Origin of the sequence: Pseudoxanthomonas gei (assembly GCF_010119615.1) — a bacterium.
Lineage (GTDB): Bacteria > Pseudomonadota > Gammaproteobacteria > Xanthomonadales > Xanthomonadaceae > Pseudoxanthomonas_A > Pseudoxanthomonas_A gei.
Map to the genome: position 1 here is coordinate 107,750 of NZ_QOVG01000006.1, position 15,806 is coordinate 123,555.

Annotated in this window: 11 protein-coding genes; 9 read left to right on the forward strand and 2 right to left on the reverse strand. The window is 65.6% G+C overall.

Features of this window, described 5'->3' with window-relative positions; translation table 11 throughout:
- Positions 1–5 precede the first annotated feature (5 nt).
- The 4 genes from DT603_RS10280 (at position 6) to DT603_RS10295 (ending at position 6,245) form a co-directional block, all read left to right on the forward strand.
- On the forward strand, positions 6–2,606 hold the full coding sequence (locus DT603_RS10280) for a bifunctional aspartate kinase/diaminopimelate decarboxylase (protein ID WP_162349794.1): 2,601 nt from the start codon (positions 6–8) through the stop codon (positions 2,604–2,606).
- Positions 2,599–3,966, forward strand: a complete 1,368-nt coding sequence (gene murL / locus DT603_RS16080) for a UDP-N-acetyl-alpha-D-muramoyl-L-alanyl-L-glutamate epimerase (RefSeq protein ID WP_162349795.1) — start codon at positions 2,599–2,601, stop codon at positions 3,964–3,966. The genes DT603_RS10280 and murL overlap by 8 nt, the downstream gene beginning before the upstream one ends.
- Complete coding sequence (gene murD / locus DT603_RS10290) at positions 3,947–5,353, forward strand: UDP-N-acetylmuramoyl-L-alanine--D-glutamate ligase (protein WP_162349796.1); 1,407 nt, start codon at positions 3,947–3,949, stop codon at positions 5,351–5,353. The genes murL and murD overlap by 20 nt, the downstream gene beginning before the upstream one ends.
- 106 nt (positions 5,354–5,459) lie before the next feature.
- On the forward strand, positions 5,460–6,245 hold the full coding sequence (locus DT603_RS10295; RefSeq protein WP_246191749.1) for a dienelactone hydrolase family protein: 786 nt from the start codon (positions 5,460–5,462) through the stop codon (positions 6,243–6,245).
- A 133-nt stretch (positions 6,246–6,378) separates the two neighbouring features.
- Here DT603_RS10295 and DT603_RS10300 read toward each other — a convergent pair whose 3' ends face one another.
- The gene (locus tag DT603_RS10300) at positions 6,379–7,404 is read right to left on the reverse strand and encodes a polyprenyl synthetase family protein (RefSeq protein WP_162349798.1); all 1,026 of its coding nucleotides are present in this window, start codon (positions 7,402–7,404) and stop codon (positions 6,379–6,381) included.
- A 151-nt stretch (positions 7,405–7,555) separates the two neighbouring features.
- Between DT603_RS10300 and DT603_RS10305 the strand changes: the two genes are divergently transcribed.
- The 4 genes from DT603_RS10305 to DT603_RS10320 all read left to right on the forward strand — a co-directional run bounded on the left by DT603_RS10305 (position 7,556) and on the right by DT603_RS10320 (position 11,763).
- On the forward strand, positions 7,556–8,041 hold the full coding sequence (locus DT603_RS10305) for a single-stranded DNA-binding protein (RefSeq protein WP_162349799.1): 486 nt from the start codon (positions 7,556–7,558) through the stop codon (positions 8,039–8,041).
- Positions 8,042–8,189: 148 nt separating this feature from the next.
- Positions 8,190–8,738 carry a dTDP-4-dehydrorhamnose 3,5-epimerase gene (gene rfbC, locus DT603_RS10310; protein ID WP_425500954.1) on the forward strand — a complete coding sequence of 183 codons (549 nt, stop codon included), beginning with the start codon at positions 8,190–8,192 and terminating at the stop codon, positions 8,736–8,738.
- Entirely contained in the window at positions 8,735–9,637 is a 903-nt protein-coding gene (rfbD, locus tag DT603_RS10315; RefSeq protein WP_162349801.1) for a dTDP-4-dehydrorhamnose reductase, read from the forward strand. The genes rfbC and rfbD overlap by 4 nt, the downstream gene beginning before the upstream one ends.
- 164 nt (positions 9,638–9,801) lie before the next feature.
- Positions 9,802–11,763 carry an alpha/beta hydrolase family protein gene (locus DT603_RS10320; protein ID WP_211368383.1) on the forward strand — a complete coding sequence of 654 codons (1,962 nt, stop codon included), beginning with the start codon at positions 9,802–9,804 and terminating at the stop codon, positions 11,761–11,763.
- Between the two features lie 103 nt (positions 11,764–11,866).
- Here the strand turns inward: DT603_RS10320 and DT603_RS10325 are convergent, their stop codons facing one another.
- Positions 11,867–13,681, reverse strand: coding sequence for a peptide MFS transporter (locus tag DT603_RS10325; RefSeq protein ID WP_246191751.1), 1,815 nt, complete (start codon positions 13,679–13,681; stop codon positions 11,867–11,869).
- 118 nt (positions 13,682–13,799) lie between these two features.
- Here DT603_RS10325 and DT603_RS10330 point away from each other — a divergent pair, with 118 nt between their 5' ends.
- Entirely contained in the window at positions 13,800–15,776 is a 1,977-nt protein-coding gene (locus tag DT603_RS10330; RefSeq protein WP_162349802.1) for an OPT family oligopeptide transporter, read from the forward strand.
- Positions 15,777–15,806: the final 30 nt, after the last annotated feature.

Here is a 15,806-nt window from a genome sequence, read left to right on the forward strand (position 1 = left end):
TGTCCATGCCTCCTGCCCCGCCTGCGTCCGATCGCTGGATAGTCCTGAAGTTCGGCGGCACTTCGGTGTCGCGCCGCCACCGCTGGGACACCATAGGGCGGCTGGCGCAACGCCGCGCCGGGGAAAACGACGCGCGCGTGCTGGTCGTGGTGTCGGCCCTGTCCGGTGTGACCAACGAGCTGACCGCGATAGCCGACGGCGCGGCCGACAGCGACGTGCGCCTGCTGCAACTGGAGCAGCGACATCGCGAATTCGCCGTTGAACTCGGTCTGGATCCGGAGCAGGTGCTGGGCGAACGCCTCGCCGCGCTGCGCGCGCTGGGTGTCGACCCCCGCGCCGGGGGCCGCGACCTGGCCTGGCAGGCCGAACTGCTGGCGCAGGGCGAGTTGCTTTCTTCCTCGCTGGGGGCTGCCTACCTGCGCGCGGCCGGGCTCGATTTCGGCTGGATGGATGCACGCCAGTGGCTGCAGGCCAGCCTGCTGCCCAACCAGAGTCCCTGGGCGCAGCGGCTCTCGGTGTCCTGCAGCACCTCGCCGAGCGAGGGTTGGAGTGCCGCGTTCCGCCAGCAGCCCGCGCGCATGCTGCTCACCCAGGGGTTCATCGCCCGCCATGAGGACGGTGGCACCGCGGTGCTGGGCCGCGGCGGCTCGGACACCTCGGCCGCCTACTTCGGCGCTTTGCTGGGCGCGCGACGGGTGGAGATCTGGACCGATGTGCCGGGCATGTTCAGCGCCAATCCGCGCGAAGTACCCGATGCGCGCCTGCTGACCCGGCTGGATTATTACGAAGCCCAAGAAATCGCCACCACGGGCGCCAAGGTGCTGCATCCGCGCTCGATCAAGCCCTGCCGCGATGCCAGCGTGCCTATGGCGATCCTGGATACCGAGCGGCCCGAGCTGCCTGGCACCAGCATCGACGGTGGCGCGGCGACCGTGCCCGGGGTCAAGGCGATCAGCCGCCGCAACGGCATCGTGCTGGTGTCGATGGAAGGCATCGGCATGTGGCAGCAGGTGGGCTTCCTGGCCGATGTGTTCGCCCGCTTCAAGAAGCACGGGCTGTCGGTGGACCTGATCGGTTCGGCCGAAACCAACGTGACGGTGTCGCTGGACCCCAGCGAGAACCTGGTCAACACCGACGTGCTGGCGGCGCTGTCGGCCGATCTGTCGGAAATCTGCCGGGTCAAGGTGATCGTGCCCTGCGCGGCCATCACCCTGGTCGGGCGTGGCATGCGCTCGCTGCTGCACAAGCTGTCGGACGTGTGGGCGACGTTCGGCCGCGAACGCGTGCACATGATTTCGCAGTCATCCAACGACCTCAACCTGACCTTCGTCATCGACGAAGCCGACGCCGACGGCCTGCTTCCGGTCCTGCATGCCGCGCTGATCGACAGCGGCGCGATGCCGGTGGAAGAGACCAGCGTATTCGGGCCGCGCTGGCGCGAGATCGCGCACGGCATCCGCAAGCGCGACACGCCGTGGTGGCAGGGCGAGCGCCAACGCCTGCTGGCCATGGCTGCAGCGGGCACGCCGCGCTACGCCTACCACCTGCCCACGGTGCGCGCGCGGGCACGGGCGCTGAAGCAGCTATCGTCCATCGACCAGCATTACTACGCCATCAAGGCCAATTCGCATCCGGCGATCCTGAAGTTGCTAGTGCAGGAAGACTTCGGCCTGGAATGCGTGTCGCTGGGTGAATTGCAGCGCGTGTTCGAAGTCATTCCCGAACTCTCGCCGCGGCGGGTGCTGTTCACGCCCAGCTTCGCGCCGCGTGCCGAGTACGAACACGCCTACGGCCTGGGGGTCACGGTGACCCTGGACAACATCGAGTCCCTGCAGCGCTGGCCTGAGGTCTTCCGCGGCCGCGACCTGTGGCTGCGCGTGGACCTGGGTCGTGGCGACGGCCACCACGAGAAAGTGCGTACCGGTGGCAAGGAATCCAAGTTCGGCCTGCCCGTGGCCAGGGTCGAGGCCTTCGTCGCCCGGGCCCGCCAGCTGGGCACGCGCGTCATCGGCTTGCACGCGCACCTGGGCAGCGGCGTGGAAACACCGCAGCACTGGAAGCAGATCTGCGATGAGCTCGGGGGCATTGCCAACCGTATCGGCAGCGTGGAGATCATCGATATCGGTGGCGGTCTTCCCATTCCCTATACCGCGGACGACGAGCCTTTTGATCTCGACGCCTGGGGTGCGGGTCTGGCCGAGATCAAGGCCGCCTATCCTGGCTACCGCATCGCCATCGAACCCGGGCGCTACCTGGTGGCAGAGGCCGGCGCGCTGCTGCTGTCGGTGACCCAGGTGGTGGAGAAGGACGGCGTGCATCGCGTCGGTCTGGATGGCGGAATGAACGCGCTGATCCGGCCCGCGCTGTACGACGCCTGGCACGACATCGTCAACCTCAGCCGGATTGACGAGGCGGCGGAAGGCGTTTTCGACATCGTCGGACCGATCTGCGAGTCCAGCGATGTCTTCGGCAAGCGCCGCAGGTTGACCGTCGCCACGACCGAAGCCGACGTCGTGCTGGTCGCCGATGCGGGCGCTTACGGTTTCACCATGGCCAATGCCTACAACCTGCGGGCATTGCCGAAAGAAGAGGTGCTGGATGTCTGACTGGAAATTCCAGCGCGACGAGGTAAGGGCTTTCCGCTTCGTCCGTTGCGGCCTGGATGCGCAAACCGGCGTGGCGGAGCTGGTCTACGCCTTCGACGAAGGCCCCGAGCTGGTTGAAACCGTCAGCGTGCCCGGTGCGCCGTTTGTGCTGGAAGGTACGCGCGCATTGGCTGTTGAAAATGCGTTGCGCTTGCTGCATCTGATCGCCGGCGTCAGTTACTACAAGGCGGCGGTGCCTTCGGAGATCCGCATCGAAAGTTATGCGATCAATGCCGATACCGCCGCGCTGCTTGAAAGCATCTATGTGAACGGACTCGGGGAATTCGCCTATCGCAACGGGCTGGACCTGCACGGTCGTATCCGGTTTCCGGTTGCGGAGGCGGGTGGCACGTCAAGCGCTGCACCTTCGCTTGGCCTGCGCCACCATGCACTGGTCGCCATCGGCGGCGGCAAGGATTCGCTGGTTTCGATCGAGGCGTTGCGGTCGGCAGGCGTGGACCAGACCGTCACCTGGATCGGCAATTCGCAGCTGATCGCCGCCTGTGCCGCGCGCACCGAATTGCCAACCCTCAACCTGGGGCGGGCGCTGGCGCCGGGCCTGTTCGAGTTGAACCGGCAGGGCGCCTGGAACGGGCACATCCCGGTGACTGCGATCAATTCGGCGATCCTGGTGCTTGCCGCATTGCTGCAGGACGCCGACCAGGTGGTGTTCTCCAATGAACGCTCTGCAAGTTACGGCAGCATGATTGCCGGGACCGGCGAAGTGAACCACCAATGGTCGAAGGGCTGGCAGTTCGAGCATGCATTCGGCGAGCACGTGCACAAGCAGGTTGCCGCCGACCTGCATTACTACTCGCTGCTGCGTTCGCTGAGTGAATTGGCCGTTGCCCGCCAGTTCGCCAGGACCGACCGCTACGACGCGCATTTTTCCAGTTGCAACCGCAACTTCCACATCATGGGCGAGCGCCCGGTGAATCGCTGGTGCGGCGTCTGTCCCAAATGCCATTTCGTGTTCCTGGCGCTGGCGCCGTTCATGCCCAAGCCGCGACTGGTCGGCATCTTCGGCCGCAACCTGCTGGATGATGCGGGGCAGGCCGCGGGTTTCGACGCGCTGCTGGAATTCCAGGACCACAAGCCGTTCGAATGCGTGGGCGAAGGCCAGGAATCCCGCGCGGCGATGGCGACACTGGCCGCGCGCCCGGAATGGAAGGAAGACGCGCTGGTCGCGCGCTTCCAGCGCGAGATACAGCCGCAGCTGGTTGCCGAAGAGCTGCAGCTTGCACCGTTACTGGAGCTGGAGGGCGAGCATCGCGTACCGCCGGCACTGTGGGAGCGGCTGCGTGCGAATTTCGCAGCTTGAAGGCCGGCGGGTCGCACTGTGGGGTTGGGGCCGTGAAGGGCGCGCGGCGTATCGGGCCATCCGTTCCCGGCTGCCGGCGCTGCCGCTGACCTTGTTCTGCAGCGGCGAGGAAGCCGCCGAAGTCGAGGGATATGGCGATCCCTTGCTGGCCATTGCCACGCATGTCGATGCGCAAACGCTGGCGGTCCAGCAGTTGGTCATCAAGTCGCCGGGCGTCAGTCCCTACGGCGAGGCGGCCCGGTCGGCCGCCGCCCAGGGCACCTGTTTCATCGGCGGCAGTACGCTGTGGTTCGACGAACGGGGCAATGACGCGGGAATCGTGCCGCATTCGATCTGCGTCACCGGCACCAAGGGCAAGAGCACCACGACCGCGCTGCTGGCACACCTGCTGCGCGCGGGTGGCCATCGCACCGCACTGGTCGGCAATATCGGCATGCCCTTGCTGGAGGCGCTCGATGCCGATCCGACGCCCGATTACTGGGCCATCGAACTGTCCAGTTACCAGACCCTCGATGTCGCCGCTGCGACGGCACGTCCGGAAGTCGCGGTGGTGCTGAACCTGTTTCCAGAGCACCTGGACTGGCATGGCAGCGAAGCGCGTTATGTGGAAGACAAGCTCGCACTGGTAACCCGGGCCCGCCCCAGGACCGCGGTGTTGAATGCCGCTGACCCGCGGCTCGCCTCGTTGGCGCTTCCCGACAGCCAAGTGCACTGGTTCAACCATCCGCAAGGCTGGCACCTGCGCGGCGAAGAGGTATGGCGCGCCGACACCTTCGTGTTCGACAGCACCCGCACCCCGCTGCCTGGCCGCCACAACCGCGGCAACCTGTGTGCAGTACTGGCGACGCTGGAAGCGCTCGGGCTGGATGCCGCCGCGCTGGCGCCGCATGCGCAGACCTTCCGCCCACTGCCCAATCGCCTGCAGACGCTGGGTGTGCGCGATGGCATCACTTACGTCAATGATTCGATCAGCACCACCCCGCATGCCACGCTTGCGGCGCTGGAATGCTTCCACGGCCGCGACATTGCCGTACTCGTAGGCGGCCACGACCGCGGCGTGGACTGGGCGGATTTCGCCACGGCCATGCGAGTCGAGGCGCCGGGCGGCATCGTCACCATGGGCGCCAATGGCGCGCGCATCAACGCCTTGCTGGCCCCGCTGGCTCCGGAGTATGGATTCAAGCTGGCTGCGGCAGCCGATCTGGGGGCCGCGGTCGAGCAGGCCCGCGGCCTCCTCGGCGAGGCGGGAGGCGTGCTGCTGCTCTCCCCGGGGGCGCCCAGCTTCGGCGCGTACCAGGACTATGTTGCGCGTGGTCGCCATTTCGCGGCTCTCGCCGGTTTCGACCCCGACCTCATATCGGCCATTCCCGGTATCGGCATCGCCTGAGTCCCCGTCGCCGGCATCGCCTCACGGGTCCGGCGCCTGTGGTTTCGCGCCGTCGAAACATCGGCCGGATATTCTCGCGTTCGATCGTTCACCTGGAGAAATGACCATGCGCAAGATTTCCCTCGCCTGGCTGGCGCTGGCCGCCCTCTGGTCGGCACCGCTGCTGGCCGCCCCGGTGTCCAGACCCGTCAGTTGGAAGCTTGGCAAACAGGATTTCAGCGGCTTCCTGGTCTATGACGACGCCGGCAAGCCGAAGCGTCCCGGGCTGCTGATGGTGCCTGACTGGCTGGGCGTGACCCCCGATGCGGTCGCCAAAGCCAGGCAGGTGGCCGGCAATGACTACGTGGTGCTGGTGGTCGACATGTACGGCAAGGGCATAAGGCCGAAGAATCCGGAGCAGGCACTGGCCCAGGTCAAGAAGCTATACGCCGACCGACCGGCAATGCGTGCGCGGATGAACAAGGCGCTGCAGGTGTTACGCGCCCAGGCTGGCAAGGCACCGCTGGATGCCACGCGCGTGGCCGCGTTCGGTTACTGCTTCGGCGGCGCTTCGGTGCTGGAGCTGGCCCGCAGCGGCGCCGATATCGCCGGCGTGGTCACCTTCCACGGCGGCCTGGACACGACGATGCCGGCGGCTCGGGGTGTGGTGAAGGCTCCACTGCTGGTCCTCAACGGCGCCGACGACCAGAGCGTGGCCCCCAACATCCCGGGTTTCGAGAAGGAAATGAACGCGGCCGGCGTGGACTGGCAGTTCGTCAACTTCAGCGGCGCGGTGCATTGCTTCGCGCTGGAGACGGCCAACAGCCCGCCAGGTTGCATGTACAACAAACGGGCGGCGAAACGTGCCAACAAGATGATGGAAAACTTCCTTGATGAGGTCTTCGTGCGCTGACAGGTGCAAGTGCGTTGCAGGAGCGATGCCAGTCGCGAAGCCGTCAGCCTGGCAGTGATCGACAGGTTCCGGATCCGGAATTGCCGGGAGCTTCGCGACTGACGTCGCTCCTACACGAGCAGTCGCGTGGTTCTCAGTGCGTGCGTTCGATGGCGTAGCGGGCCAGGCCGCGCAGCGCGGCCACCGCCTCGTTTTCGGCCAGGCCTTCCAGGGCCTGTTCGGCCGCTTCTGCATATTCAGCGGCGCGGCGCTGGCTGTATTGCAGGCCGCCGGTGGCATGGATGGCCGCCAGTACCTCGGGCATGGCCTGCCCGTCCCCGGCTTCGATGATTTCCCGCAGGCGCGTACGCACCGGTTCGGCCGAATGCGCGATGGCATGGATCAGGGGCAGGGTCGCCTTGCCCTCGGCCAGGTCGTCGCCCAGGTTCTTGCCCAGGTCGGCGGCGTCGGCGGTGTAGTCGAGCACGTCGTCCGCGATCTGGAACGCATAGCCCAGGTGCATGCCGTAGTCGTAGAGCTTCTGCTGCAGGACCGCATCGGCGCCGGACGCCAGCGCGCCGAGCTGGGTGCCGGCCGCGAACAGCACGGCGGTCTTGCGTTCGATCACCCGCAGGTAGGCGGCTTCGTCGGTATCCGGGTTGTGCACGTGCAGCAGCTGCAGGACTTCGCCTTCGGCGATGCGGTTGGTGGTGTCGGCCAGGATGCGCATGACTTCCATGCGGTCCAGTTCGACCATCAGCTGGAAGCTGCGTGAGTACAGGAAGTCGCCGACCAGCACGCTGGGCGCATTGCCCCACAGGGCGTTGGCGGTGCTGCGGCCACGGCGCAGGTCGGATTCGTCGACCACGTCGTCGTGCAGAAGGGTCGAGGTGTGGATGAACTCGATGATCGCGGCCAGCTGGTGGTGCTCGGCCGAGACCGGTCCACAGGCGCGCCCGGCCAGTTCCACCAGCATGGGACGCAGGCGCTTGCCACCCGCGGAAATGATGTGGTCGGCGATCTGGTTGATCAGCACCACGTCGGAGGACAGCCGGTCGCGGATCAGCGCGTCCACGGCCGCCATGTCGGCCGAGGCCAGGGCCTGGATCCGGGGCAGGTCCAGTGCGGGCTGGACGGTGGACCAGCCTTCGTTTGTTGTGAGGCGTTCGAGGTCGGTCATGGGAGCCGGGCGGGGGAAGTGGCTGAATTATAAGGGACGCGCGGACAAGCCTGACGTGAGGGCGCGTGGTTTACCGATGGCGCCGGACCCCGCGGGTATACTTCACTGGACTGCGCCCGCACTCGGCGGGCATGACCTGACGGAAGACGATATGGCACGCGGCATCAATAAAGTGATCCTGGTGGGCAACCTGGGCAACGACCCGGATACCAAGTACACCCAGGGCGGCATGGCCATCACCCGCATCAGCCTGGCCACCACCAGCGTGCGCAAGGACAAGGATGGCAACCAGCAGGAGCGCACCGAATGGCACCGGGTGGTGTTCTTCGGCAAGCTCGGCGAGATTGCCGGCGAATACCTGCGCAAGGGCAGTTCGGTCTACGTGGAAGGCTCGCTGCGCTATGACAAGTACACCGGCCAGGATGGCGTGGAGAAATACTCCACCGACATCATCGCCGACGAAATGCAGATGCTCGGCGGCAAGGGTGAAGGCGGCGGTGGCGGTGGTGGCGGCGATCGTCCGCAGCGCAGCGCACCGGCCCAGCGCCAGGGTTCCGGCTCCGGGCCAAGCCGCCCGCAGCCCGCTACCCAGCAGGCGCCGATGGACGACTTCGCCGACGATGACATCCCGTTCTGAGCAATTACATGCTTGAGATGAAGCGCCGGGCGCCCGCAAGGGCGGCCCCGGATGTCGTCTTCATGGATGTTGATCCCATGCGCCGGCCGGGCAGGTCGGGGCAATTCCTGCATTCGCTGGCGAACCGTGGGGCAGTGCGTTGAAAGTCATGCAGACGTCGTTGCCGGGTTGCGTGGTGATCGAACCGCGCGTGTTCGCCGACGAGCGCGGTTTCTTCTTCGAGGCCTGGAGTGCGACCCGCCATGCCGAGCACGGCCTGCCCACCGATTTCGTCCAGGGCAATGTCTCCTCGTCGGCACGCGGAGTGCTGCGCGGCCTGCACTATCAGTGGCCCAATCCGCAGGGCAAGCTGGTCAGCGTGCTGGCAGGCGAGGTCTACGACGTCGCGGTCGACATCCGCCGTGGCTCGCCGTATTTCGGTCGCTGGACCGCAACGATACTGAGCGCGGAAAACAAGCGGCAGATGTGGATTCCGGAAGGTTTTGCGCATGGGTTTGCCGTGTTGTCGGACAACGCGGTCTTCCAGTATCTGTGCACCGCCGCCTACGACCCGGCCGCCGATGCGAGCATCCGCTGGAACGATGCCGAACTTGCCATCGACTGGCCATTGGCCACACCGCTGCTTTCGGACAAGGACGCCCGCTCACCGTTCCTCGCAGACGTGGCTACAGACCGCTTGCCGGCCTTCCTTCCATGAAGATCCTGCTGCTGGGCGCAAATGGCCAGGTAGGGCATGAGTTGAGGCGCCGCCTGGCGACGTTGGGCGAGGTCATCGCGACTACGCGCGATGGCATGCTCGACGGCGTGGCGGGCGAGCGCGCCGACTTCGACCAGCCCGGTTCGCTGGCCGCGCTGGTTGAACGCATCGCGCCGGATGTCGTGGTGAATGCAGCGGCCTATACCGCGGTGGACCGCGCCGAATCCGAGCCCGAGGTCGCGTTTCGCGCCAACGCCGAGGCGCCTTCGCGATTGGCGCAGGCCTGTGCCGCAAGCGATGCGTTGCTGGTCCACTATTCCACCGACTATGTTTTCGATGGGCAGGGCACGCGCCCGTACCGCGAAGAAGATCGCACCGCGCCGCTGGGCGCGTATGGCGCCAGCAAGCTGGCCGGCGAGCGTGCAATACAGGAATCAGGCTGCAGGCACCTGATCTTCCGCACGGCCTGGGTATATGGCAACCACGGTGCCAACTTCATGGCCACCATGCTGCGCCTTGCCGCCGAGCGCGACGAACTTCGCGTGGTTGCAGACCAGTTGGGCGCGCCGACGCCGGCGGCCTTGATTGCCGATGTGACCGCGCGAGCCATGACTGCATCGCACGACGCCGTGGGCCTGTTCCACCTGACCGCAGGCGGCCAGACCAGCTGGCATGGGTTTGCGAGTGCCATTTTCGAGGCTGCGCATCGCAGGCGACTACTGGCCCACATCCCGCGCGTGGTTCCCATCACCACCGCTGATTACCCGACCCCCGCACGTCGCCCCGCCTATTCGCGACTCGATTGCGGGTTGCTGCAGGCAACTTTCAATATCGAATTGCCGGCTTGGGAGCAGGGGCTGGAAGACGTGCTCGATAACATTCCGATGCAGGCGTCGTAGATTTCCAAGGCTTTCTGATCCAGCGCGTCCCACATCGCTACGCGAAACGTGGGAGGAGACACTGGAATGAATGCCCCTTTCCGTTACCATCGACCTTGCGCAGGGGGCTGCGCGGGATTTGGCGGTTCGCCAAGGGTTTCACTCATCCAACAGGGGAAAACAGAATGAAGCACGGAATGCTGGTGGCGATTCTTTTGGTCAGCGTCGCGTTGCCAACGCGCGCGCAGGTGAACCTGGATGCGTTCATCAAGAAGAACCAGTTCAATGACATCAAGGTTTCACCTGATGGCCAGCATCTCGCGGCGACAGTGCCCCTGGAAGATCGCACCGGACTGGTGATACTCAGGCGCAGCGACTCCAAGGTCATTTCGTCCTTCGCGATGGGCAAGAACAACCATGTGTCCAACTTCGACTGGGCGAACAAGGGACGCCTGCTGATCAGGGTCGCGGAGAAATTCGGCATGCTGGAGGAGCCGATGCCGACTGGCGAGGTCCTGGCCATGGATCTCGATGAAAAGGCACCTTTCGCGCTGGTCGGTTATCGCGCGGCTCTCGGCTCTTCGGCAGGCTCGCGTCTGGGCACTTCCCGCAACGGAGCCACGGTGGCAGCCATTGCCATGGAACTGATTGCCGGTGACGAGCGCAACGTCGTCGTCACCGTCAGTCCCTACGACGACAAGGAGACGTGGACGCGCGCCGACCGCATGGACGTCTACAACGGCCGACGCACGACCGTGGCGCGCGCCCCGGTGAAGGGCTCCTCTTTCTACACCGACAACGCCGGTGCCGTCCGCTTCGCGGAGGGATCGGAATACGACAACGCCAGCAAGCTTTATTACCGCGCCAATGACACGGCGGAGTGGAAGCTGGTCAACGAGGAAACCTCCAGTGGACGTGTCGAGTCGCCCGTCGGATTCTCCGCCGACAACCGCATCGCCTACCTGCAGGTGGAGCAAGCCAGCGGCCCCGACGCGATCATCTCCTACGACACCACGACCGGGGATCGCAAGGAACTGCTGCGCGACAAATTTTCCGATCCGACCGTGGTCATCCGCGCGTTCGGGTCGTCGGAGGCGCCAGTGGGTGTTCTGTACATGGATGGGCGTCCGCATACCCGCTTCTTCGACCCGCAAGGACCCGAGGCGCGTGTGTACCGGATGCTGGAGGCGGCCTTCCCTGAGGATGTGGTGGTGGTGACATCGACCACCGATGACGGAAAACTGGCGCTGGTGAGCACCTTCTCGGATCGCGACCCGGGCAGCTTCTACCTGTTCGATACGGAAACCAAGAAGGCGTCCTATGTGCAGAGCCGCCGCAGCTGGGTCGAGCCCAAGAACATGGCCAGGGTGAAGCCGGTCGAATTGAAGGCCCGCGATGGAGTGGTGATGCGTGGTTACCTGACACTGCCGCCCGGCAAGGGCGAGCGCAACCTGCCACTGGTGATCTATCCGCACGGCGGTCCGTTTGGGGTGTTCGACTACTGGACGTTCGATACTGATCCGCAGATCCTGGCGGCGGCCGGCTATGCGGTGTTGCAGGTCAACTATCGCGGCTCGGGCAATTACGGCCGCAGCTTCAACCAGTCCGGCGCGCAGCAGTGGGGCCTGGCCATGCAGGACGACCTGACCGATGCGACCCGATGGGCGATCGGGCAGGGCATAGCCGATCCGGAACGCATCTGCATGTATGGCGCCAGCTATGGCGCCTATGCCTCCCTGATGGGCGTGGCAAAGGAACCGGACCTGTACAAATGCGCGGCGGGATACGTGGGCGTTTATGACCTGGTGACGCTGAGCGCACAGGACAGCCGAGTCAGCAAGCGGATGGATACGTTCACGTCCGAATGGATTGGCAAAGGGGGTGGCCTCGCGGCAGTCTCGCCGAACCGCACTGCCGGCCGCATCAAGGTCCCAGTGTTCCTGGCCGCGGGCGGCGAGGATGAAACGGCACCGATCGAGCAGAGCGAAAAGATGGAAGCGGCCTTGAAAGCAGCCGGCGTGCCCGTGGAGACCCTGTATTACAGGACCGAAGGCCACGGCTTCTACACGGTCGAGCACCGGCGTGAGTACTACACCAGGCTGCTTGCCTTCCTGGAACGCAATATCGGCCAGGCAGCTGTGAAATAGGCCCCAGGACAGGGCTCTGGCACGCGCGGCCTGCCGGGGGCTGGCCGCGCGTCAACGATGGAAACAACATGATGCGCGAGGCCGGTTGCCGGAGCGACCCGGGCTATTTCACTCCATGCATCATGCGCTTGAGCAGCGGTGAAACCAGCAACGCCACCAGCGCGCAGGCCAGGCCGATCCACATCAGTTTCCAGAACAGGCCCGCATAGCCGGCGGCGGCCGCGGCGACGTCGAAGGCACCTTCGGCGTCGACCTCCACCGAGGCCAGCTTGCCGAACAGGGCGGCGAGGGTTTCCGAGAACGCGGTGGCCAGGAACCAGGTGCCCATCATCAGGCTGACCACGCGCGGCAGCGACAGCTGGGTGACCGCAGACAGTCCCACCGGTGCCAGGCACATCTCGCCGATTTCCAGGATCAGGTAAGCCAGCACCAGCCACCACACGCTGGCCATTTCACCGGTCGTGCCCACCTGCTGCGCGGCCAGGGCCAGTGGAATGAAGCACAGGCCGCCGAACATCAGGCCCAGCGCCGACTTGAAGGGCTTGGAGGGGTCGCGGCCGCGCCGGCCCAGCCACGCCCACAACGCGGCGAACAGCGGCGCCAGCACCACCAGGAAGAAGGCGCCCAGGTAAGTCAGCGAGCCGGCGGTCTGCGGCAGCACGATGCAGTCGCGGGCCAGGCACACGAACATCACCAGCGTCACCGCGATGAACAACAGGCGCGGCACTTTCGATTCCGGACTGCGGTCCGACAATCGTGCTGCAAGCATGAACGACAACGGAGCCAGCAGCAGCGAATAGGTGGACCACGGCGCGGTGTGCACGAACAGCATCAGGTTGTCCGCCCAGTTCGAGGTCCATTCGAACGGCACCAGTGGCCTGACCAGCGAAGGTGCGATGTCCTTGGTCAGCAGGCGGTCGGTAAAAGTCACCCACGAGCCATAGGTCTGCTCGTACAGGGTGAAGAACACCAGGCACATGAAGATCATCGCCATCAACGCCAGCATCTGCTGGCGTTGCACCGGGGTGCACTGGGTGGTGATGAACCAGGCAAACCACGCCAGCACCACTACCAGCACCAGCAGCATCAGCATCAGGGCCAGCGACAGTTCGCCGCCCAGCGCGAACGCGCCATTGCCGGCCGCCCACATCAGCCAGGCAATGGGCACTACTCCCAGCACCGCGCCGAGGTAGATGACCCACTCGCGGCGCATGCCGAGGACCGATTCGCGCAGCAGCGCAGGCTCGCGCGGCTCCGCATGCCCGTGCAGGTATTTCTGGCCCCACAGGAACAGCACCAGGCCCAGCAGCATGCCGACGCCAGCGGCGCCGAAGCCGTACTTCCAGCCCAGCGTCTCGCCCAGGTAGCCGCAGACCAGCGACGCGAACAGGGCGCCGAGGTTGATGCCCGCATAGAACAGCGAGAAACCCGAATCGCGGCGGGGATCGTCGGCCTCGTACAGCTTGCCCACGATGGTCGAGATATTGGGCTTGAGGAAGCCCACGCCCATGATGATCAGCGCAAGCGACAGGTAGGTGTAGCGCAGCGCGCCCTCGTCGCGCGTCACCACGCCACCGACGTTGACCGCGGCCGTGCCTTCGAAGGCCATGCCCGCATGGCCCAGCACCAGCAGGATGCCGCCGAACACCACGGCCTTGCGCATGCCCAGCCAACGGTCGGCAAGCAGGCCGCCGATCACCGGGATGCAGTAGACCAGGCCACCGTAGGCACCCAGCAGGTCCAGGCCGGCGTTGTCTCCGAACAGGTGGTACTTGGTCAGGTAGAGCAGCAGCAACGCCTTCATGCCGTAGAAGGAGAAGCGCTCCCACATCTCGGTGAAGAAGCAGACGTAGACGCCCTTGGGATGGCCGAGGAAGTCTTCGCGCGCCGGGATTGCCGGCAAGGTGAATGCGGACAAGGAATCAGGCCTGCGTGGAAAGCCGGAGTATAGGCTGCGGCCTGTCCCCGGGCGCCCGGTGCTGGACTTGCAGGAGGCTTCCTTATAGGTTGTCCGCACTTTGCATTCCGGGATACGCATGAACAGCGAGCAGACGCCGCAACTGACCCTCCGTGCCGTGGTGCTGGCGATCGTGCTGGCCATGATCCTTTCGGCAGCCAACGCCTACCTGGGCCTGTTTGCCGGTCTCACCATCGCCACGGCGATCCCGGCGGCAGTCGTTTCGATGGGCGTGCTGCGCCTGCTTGGCGGCGGCACCATCCTGGAAAACAACATCGTGCAGACCGGCGCGTCTGCGGGCTCCTCCATCGCCGCGGGCGTCATATTCACCATTCCCGCGCTGATCATCATGGGTTACTGGCAGGACTTCCGTTACTCATGGGTGCTGGCCATCGCCGGCCTGGGCGGATTGCTGGGCGTGCTGTTTTCGGTGCCCCTGCGCCGGACCATGATCGTGGAAGAGCCGCTGCCGTTCCCCGAAGGCAAGGCCGCCGCCGAAGTGCTGAAGGCGGGCGAGAATCCCGGTCCCGGCATCAGGATCCTGGCGTTCTCCGCGGCGGTGGGTGGGTTCCTCAAGCTGGCGGCTGCCAGTGGCCTGAAGATGATCCCCGACAGCTGGGCGACCGCGGGATTCTTCGCCAATGGCAAAGGCCTGGCCTATCTCGGCACGAACCTGTCGCCGGCGTTGCTGGGCGTGGGCTACATCGTCGGCCTCAACATCGGCATCGTGGTGCTGTCGGGCGCGGTGCTGTCCTGGCACATCGCCATTCCGCTCTACAACGCGCTGTTCCTGGGCAGCGACCCGGCACTGGCCGCGCAGGTGGCCGGCGCCAGCGCCGTCGATACCGCATTCGCCATCTGGTCGACCAAGGTGCGCTACCTGGGCGTCGGCGCGATGCTGGTCGGCGGGGTGTGGACGCTGTTCTCGCTGCGCAAGTCGCTGGCGTCGGGCATCCGCAGCGGTTTCGCCGCCGCGCGCAAGGCCAAGGGCGAGGCGGTGGCTGAAACCGACCGCGACCTGCCGATGAAATGGATGCTGATCGCGCTGGTGGTGTTCGTGATCCCGCTGGCCGTGCTCTATCACGCCATCGTTTCCTCCGATGCTTCGGTGAGCAGCCCCTGGGCCATCGGCATCCTGATGACCATCATCATGATCGTGGCCGGCTTCCTGTTCGTCTCTGTGTCCGCCTACCTCGCCGGCCTGGTGGGTTCCTCCAACAACCCGGTTTCCGGCATCACCATCGCCACCATCCTGTTCGCCTCGGTGATCCTGGTGTTCCTGCTGGGCCGTGACTCGCCGATCGGCGCGGTGGCGGCGATCATGATCGGCGCGGTGGTCTGCTGCGCGGCGGCGGTCGGCGGCGACAACCTGCAGGATCTCAAGGCCGGCTACATCGTCGGCGCCACCCCGTGGAAGCAGCAGCTGATGCTGGCCATCGGCGCTTTCTCCTGCGCGTTGATCATGGCGCCGGTGCTGAACCTGCTGGCGGCGGCCTACGGCATCGGCGCGCCGACGGCCGAGCACCCCAACCCGCTGGCCGCGCCACAAGCCATGCTGATGGCCTCGGTGGCCAAGGGCATGTTCGGTGGCAAGTTGCCCTGGGACATGATCGCCATCGGCGGCGCCATCGGTGCGGCCATCATCGCGCTGGACGAGTGGTTGAAGGCGCGCGGCGCCAAGTTCCGGGTGCCGGTGCTGGCCGCCGCGATTGGTATCTACCTGCCGCTGGAACTGATGGTCCCCATCTTCCTCGGCGGCCTGATCTCCCACTTCGTGCAGAAGAAGCACAAGGTCAGCGACGACGACGAGCTGGAGAAGGACCGCATCCACCGTCCCGGCACACTGTTCTCCGCAGGCCTGATCACCGGCGAAGCATTGATGGGCATTGCCATTGCAGTGCCGATCGTGGTGTCCGGCAGCGCCGAGGTGCTTGCCTTGCCGGAAGCCTGGCATTTCAACCAGTGGATCGGACTGGTGGTGCTGGCGGTCGTGGGCTGGCTGCTGTATCGCACTGGCAGCAAGTCCCGGCCGCATCAGGAATTGCCGGTGGAATAAGGCACCCTGGTGCAAGGCATGACTTCATGC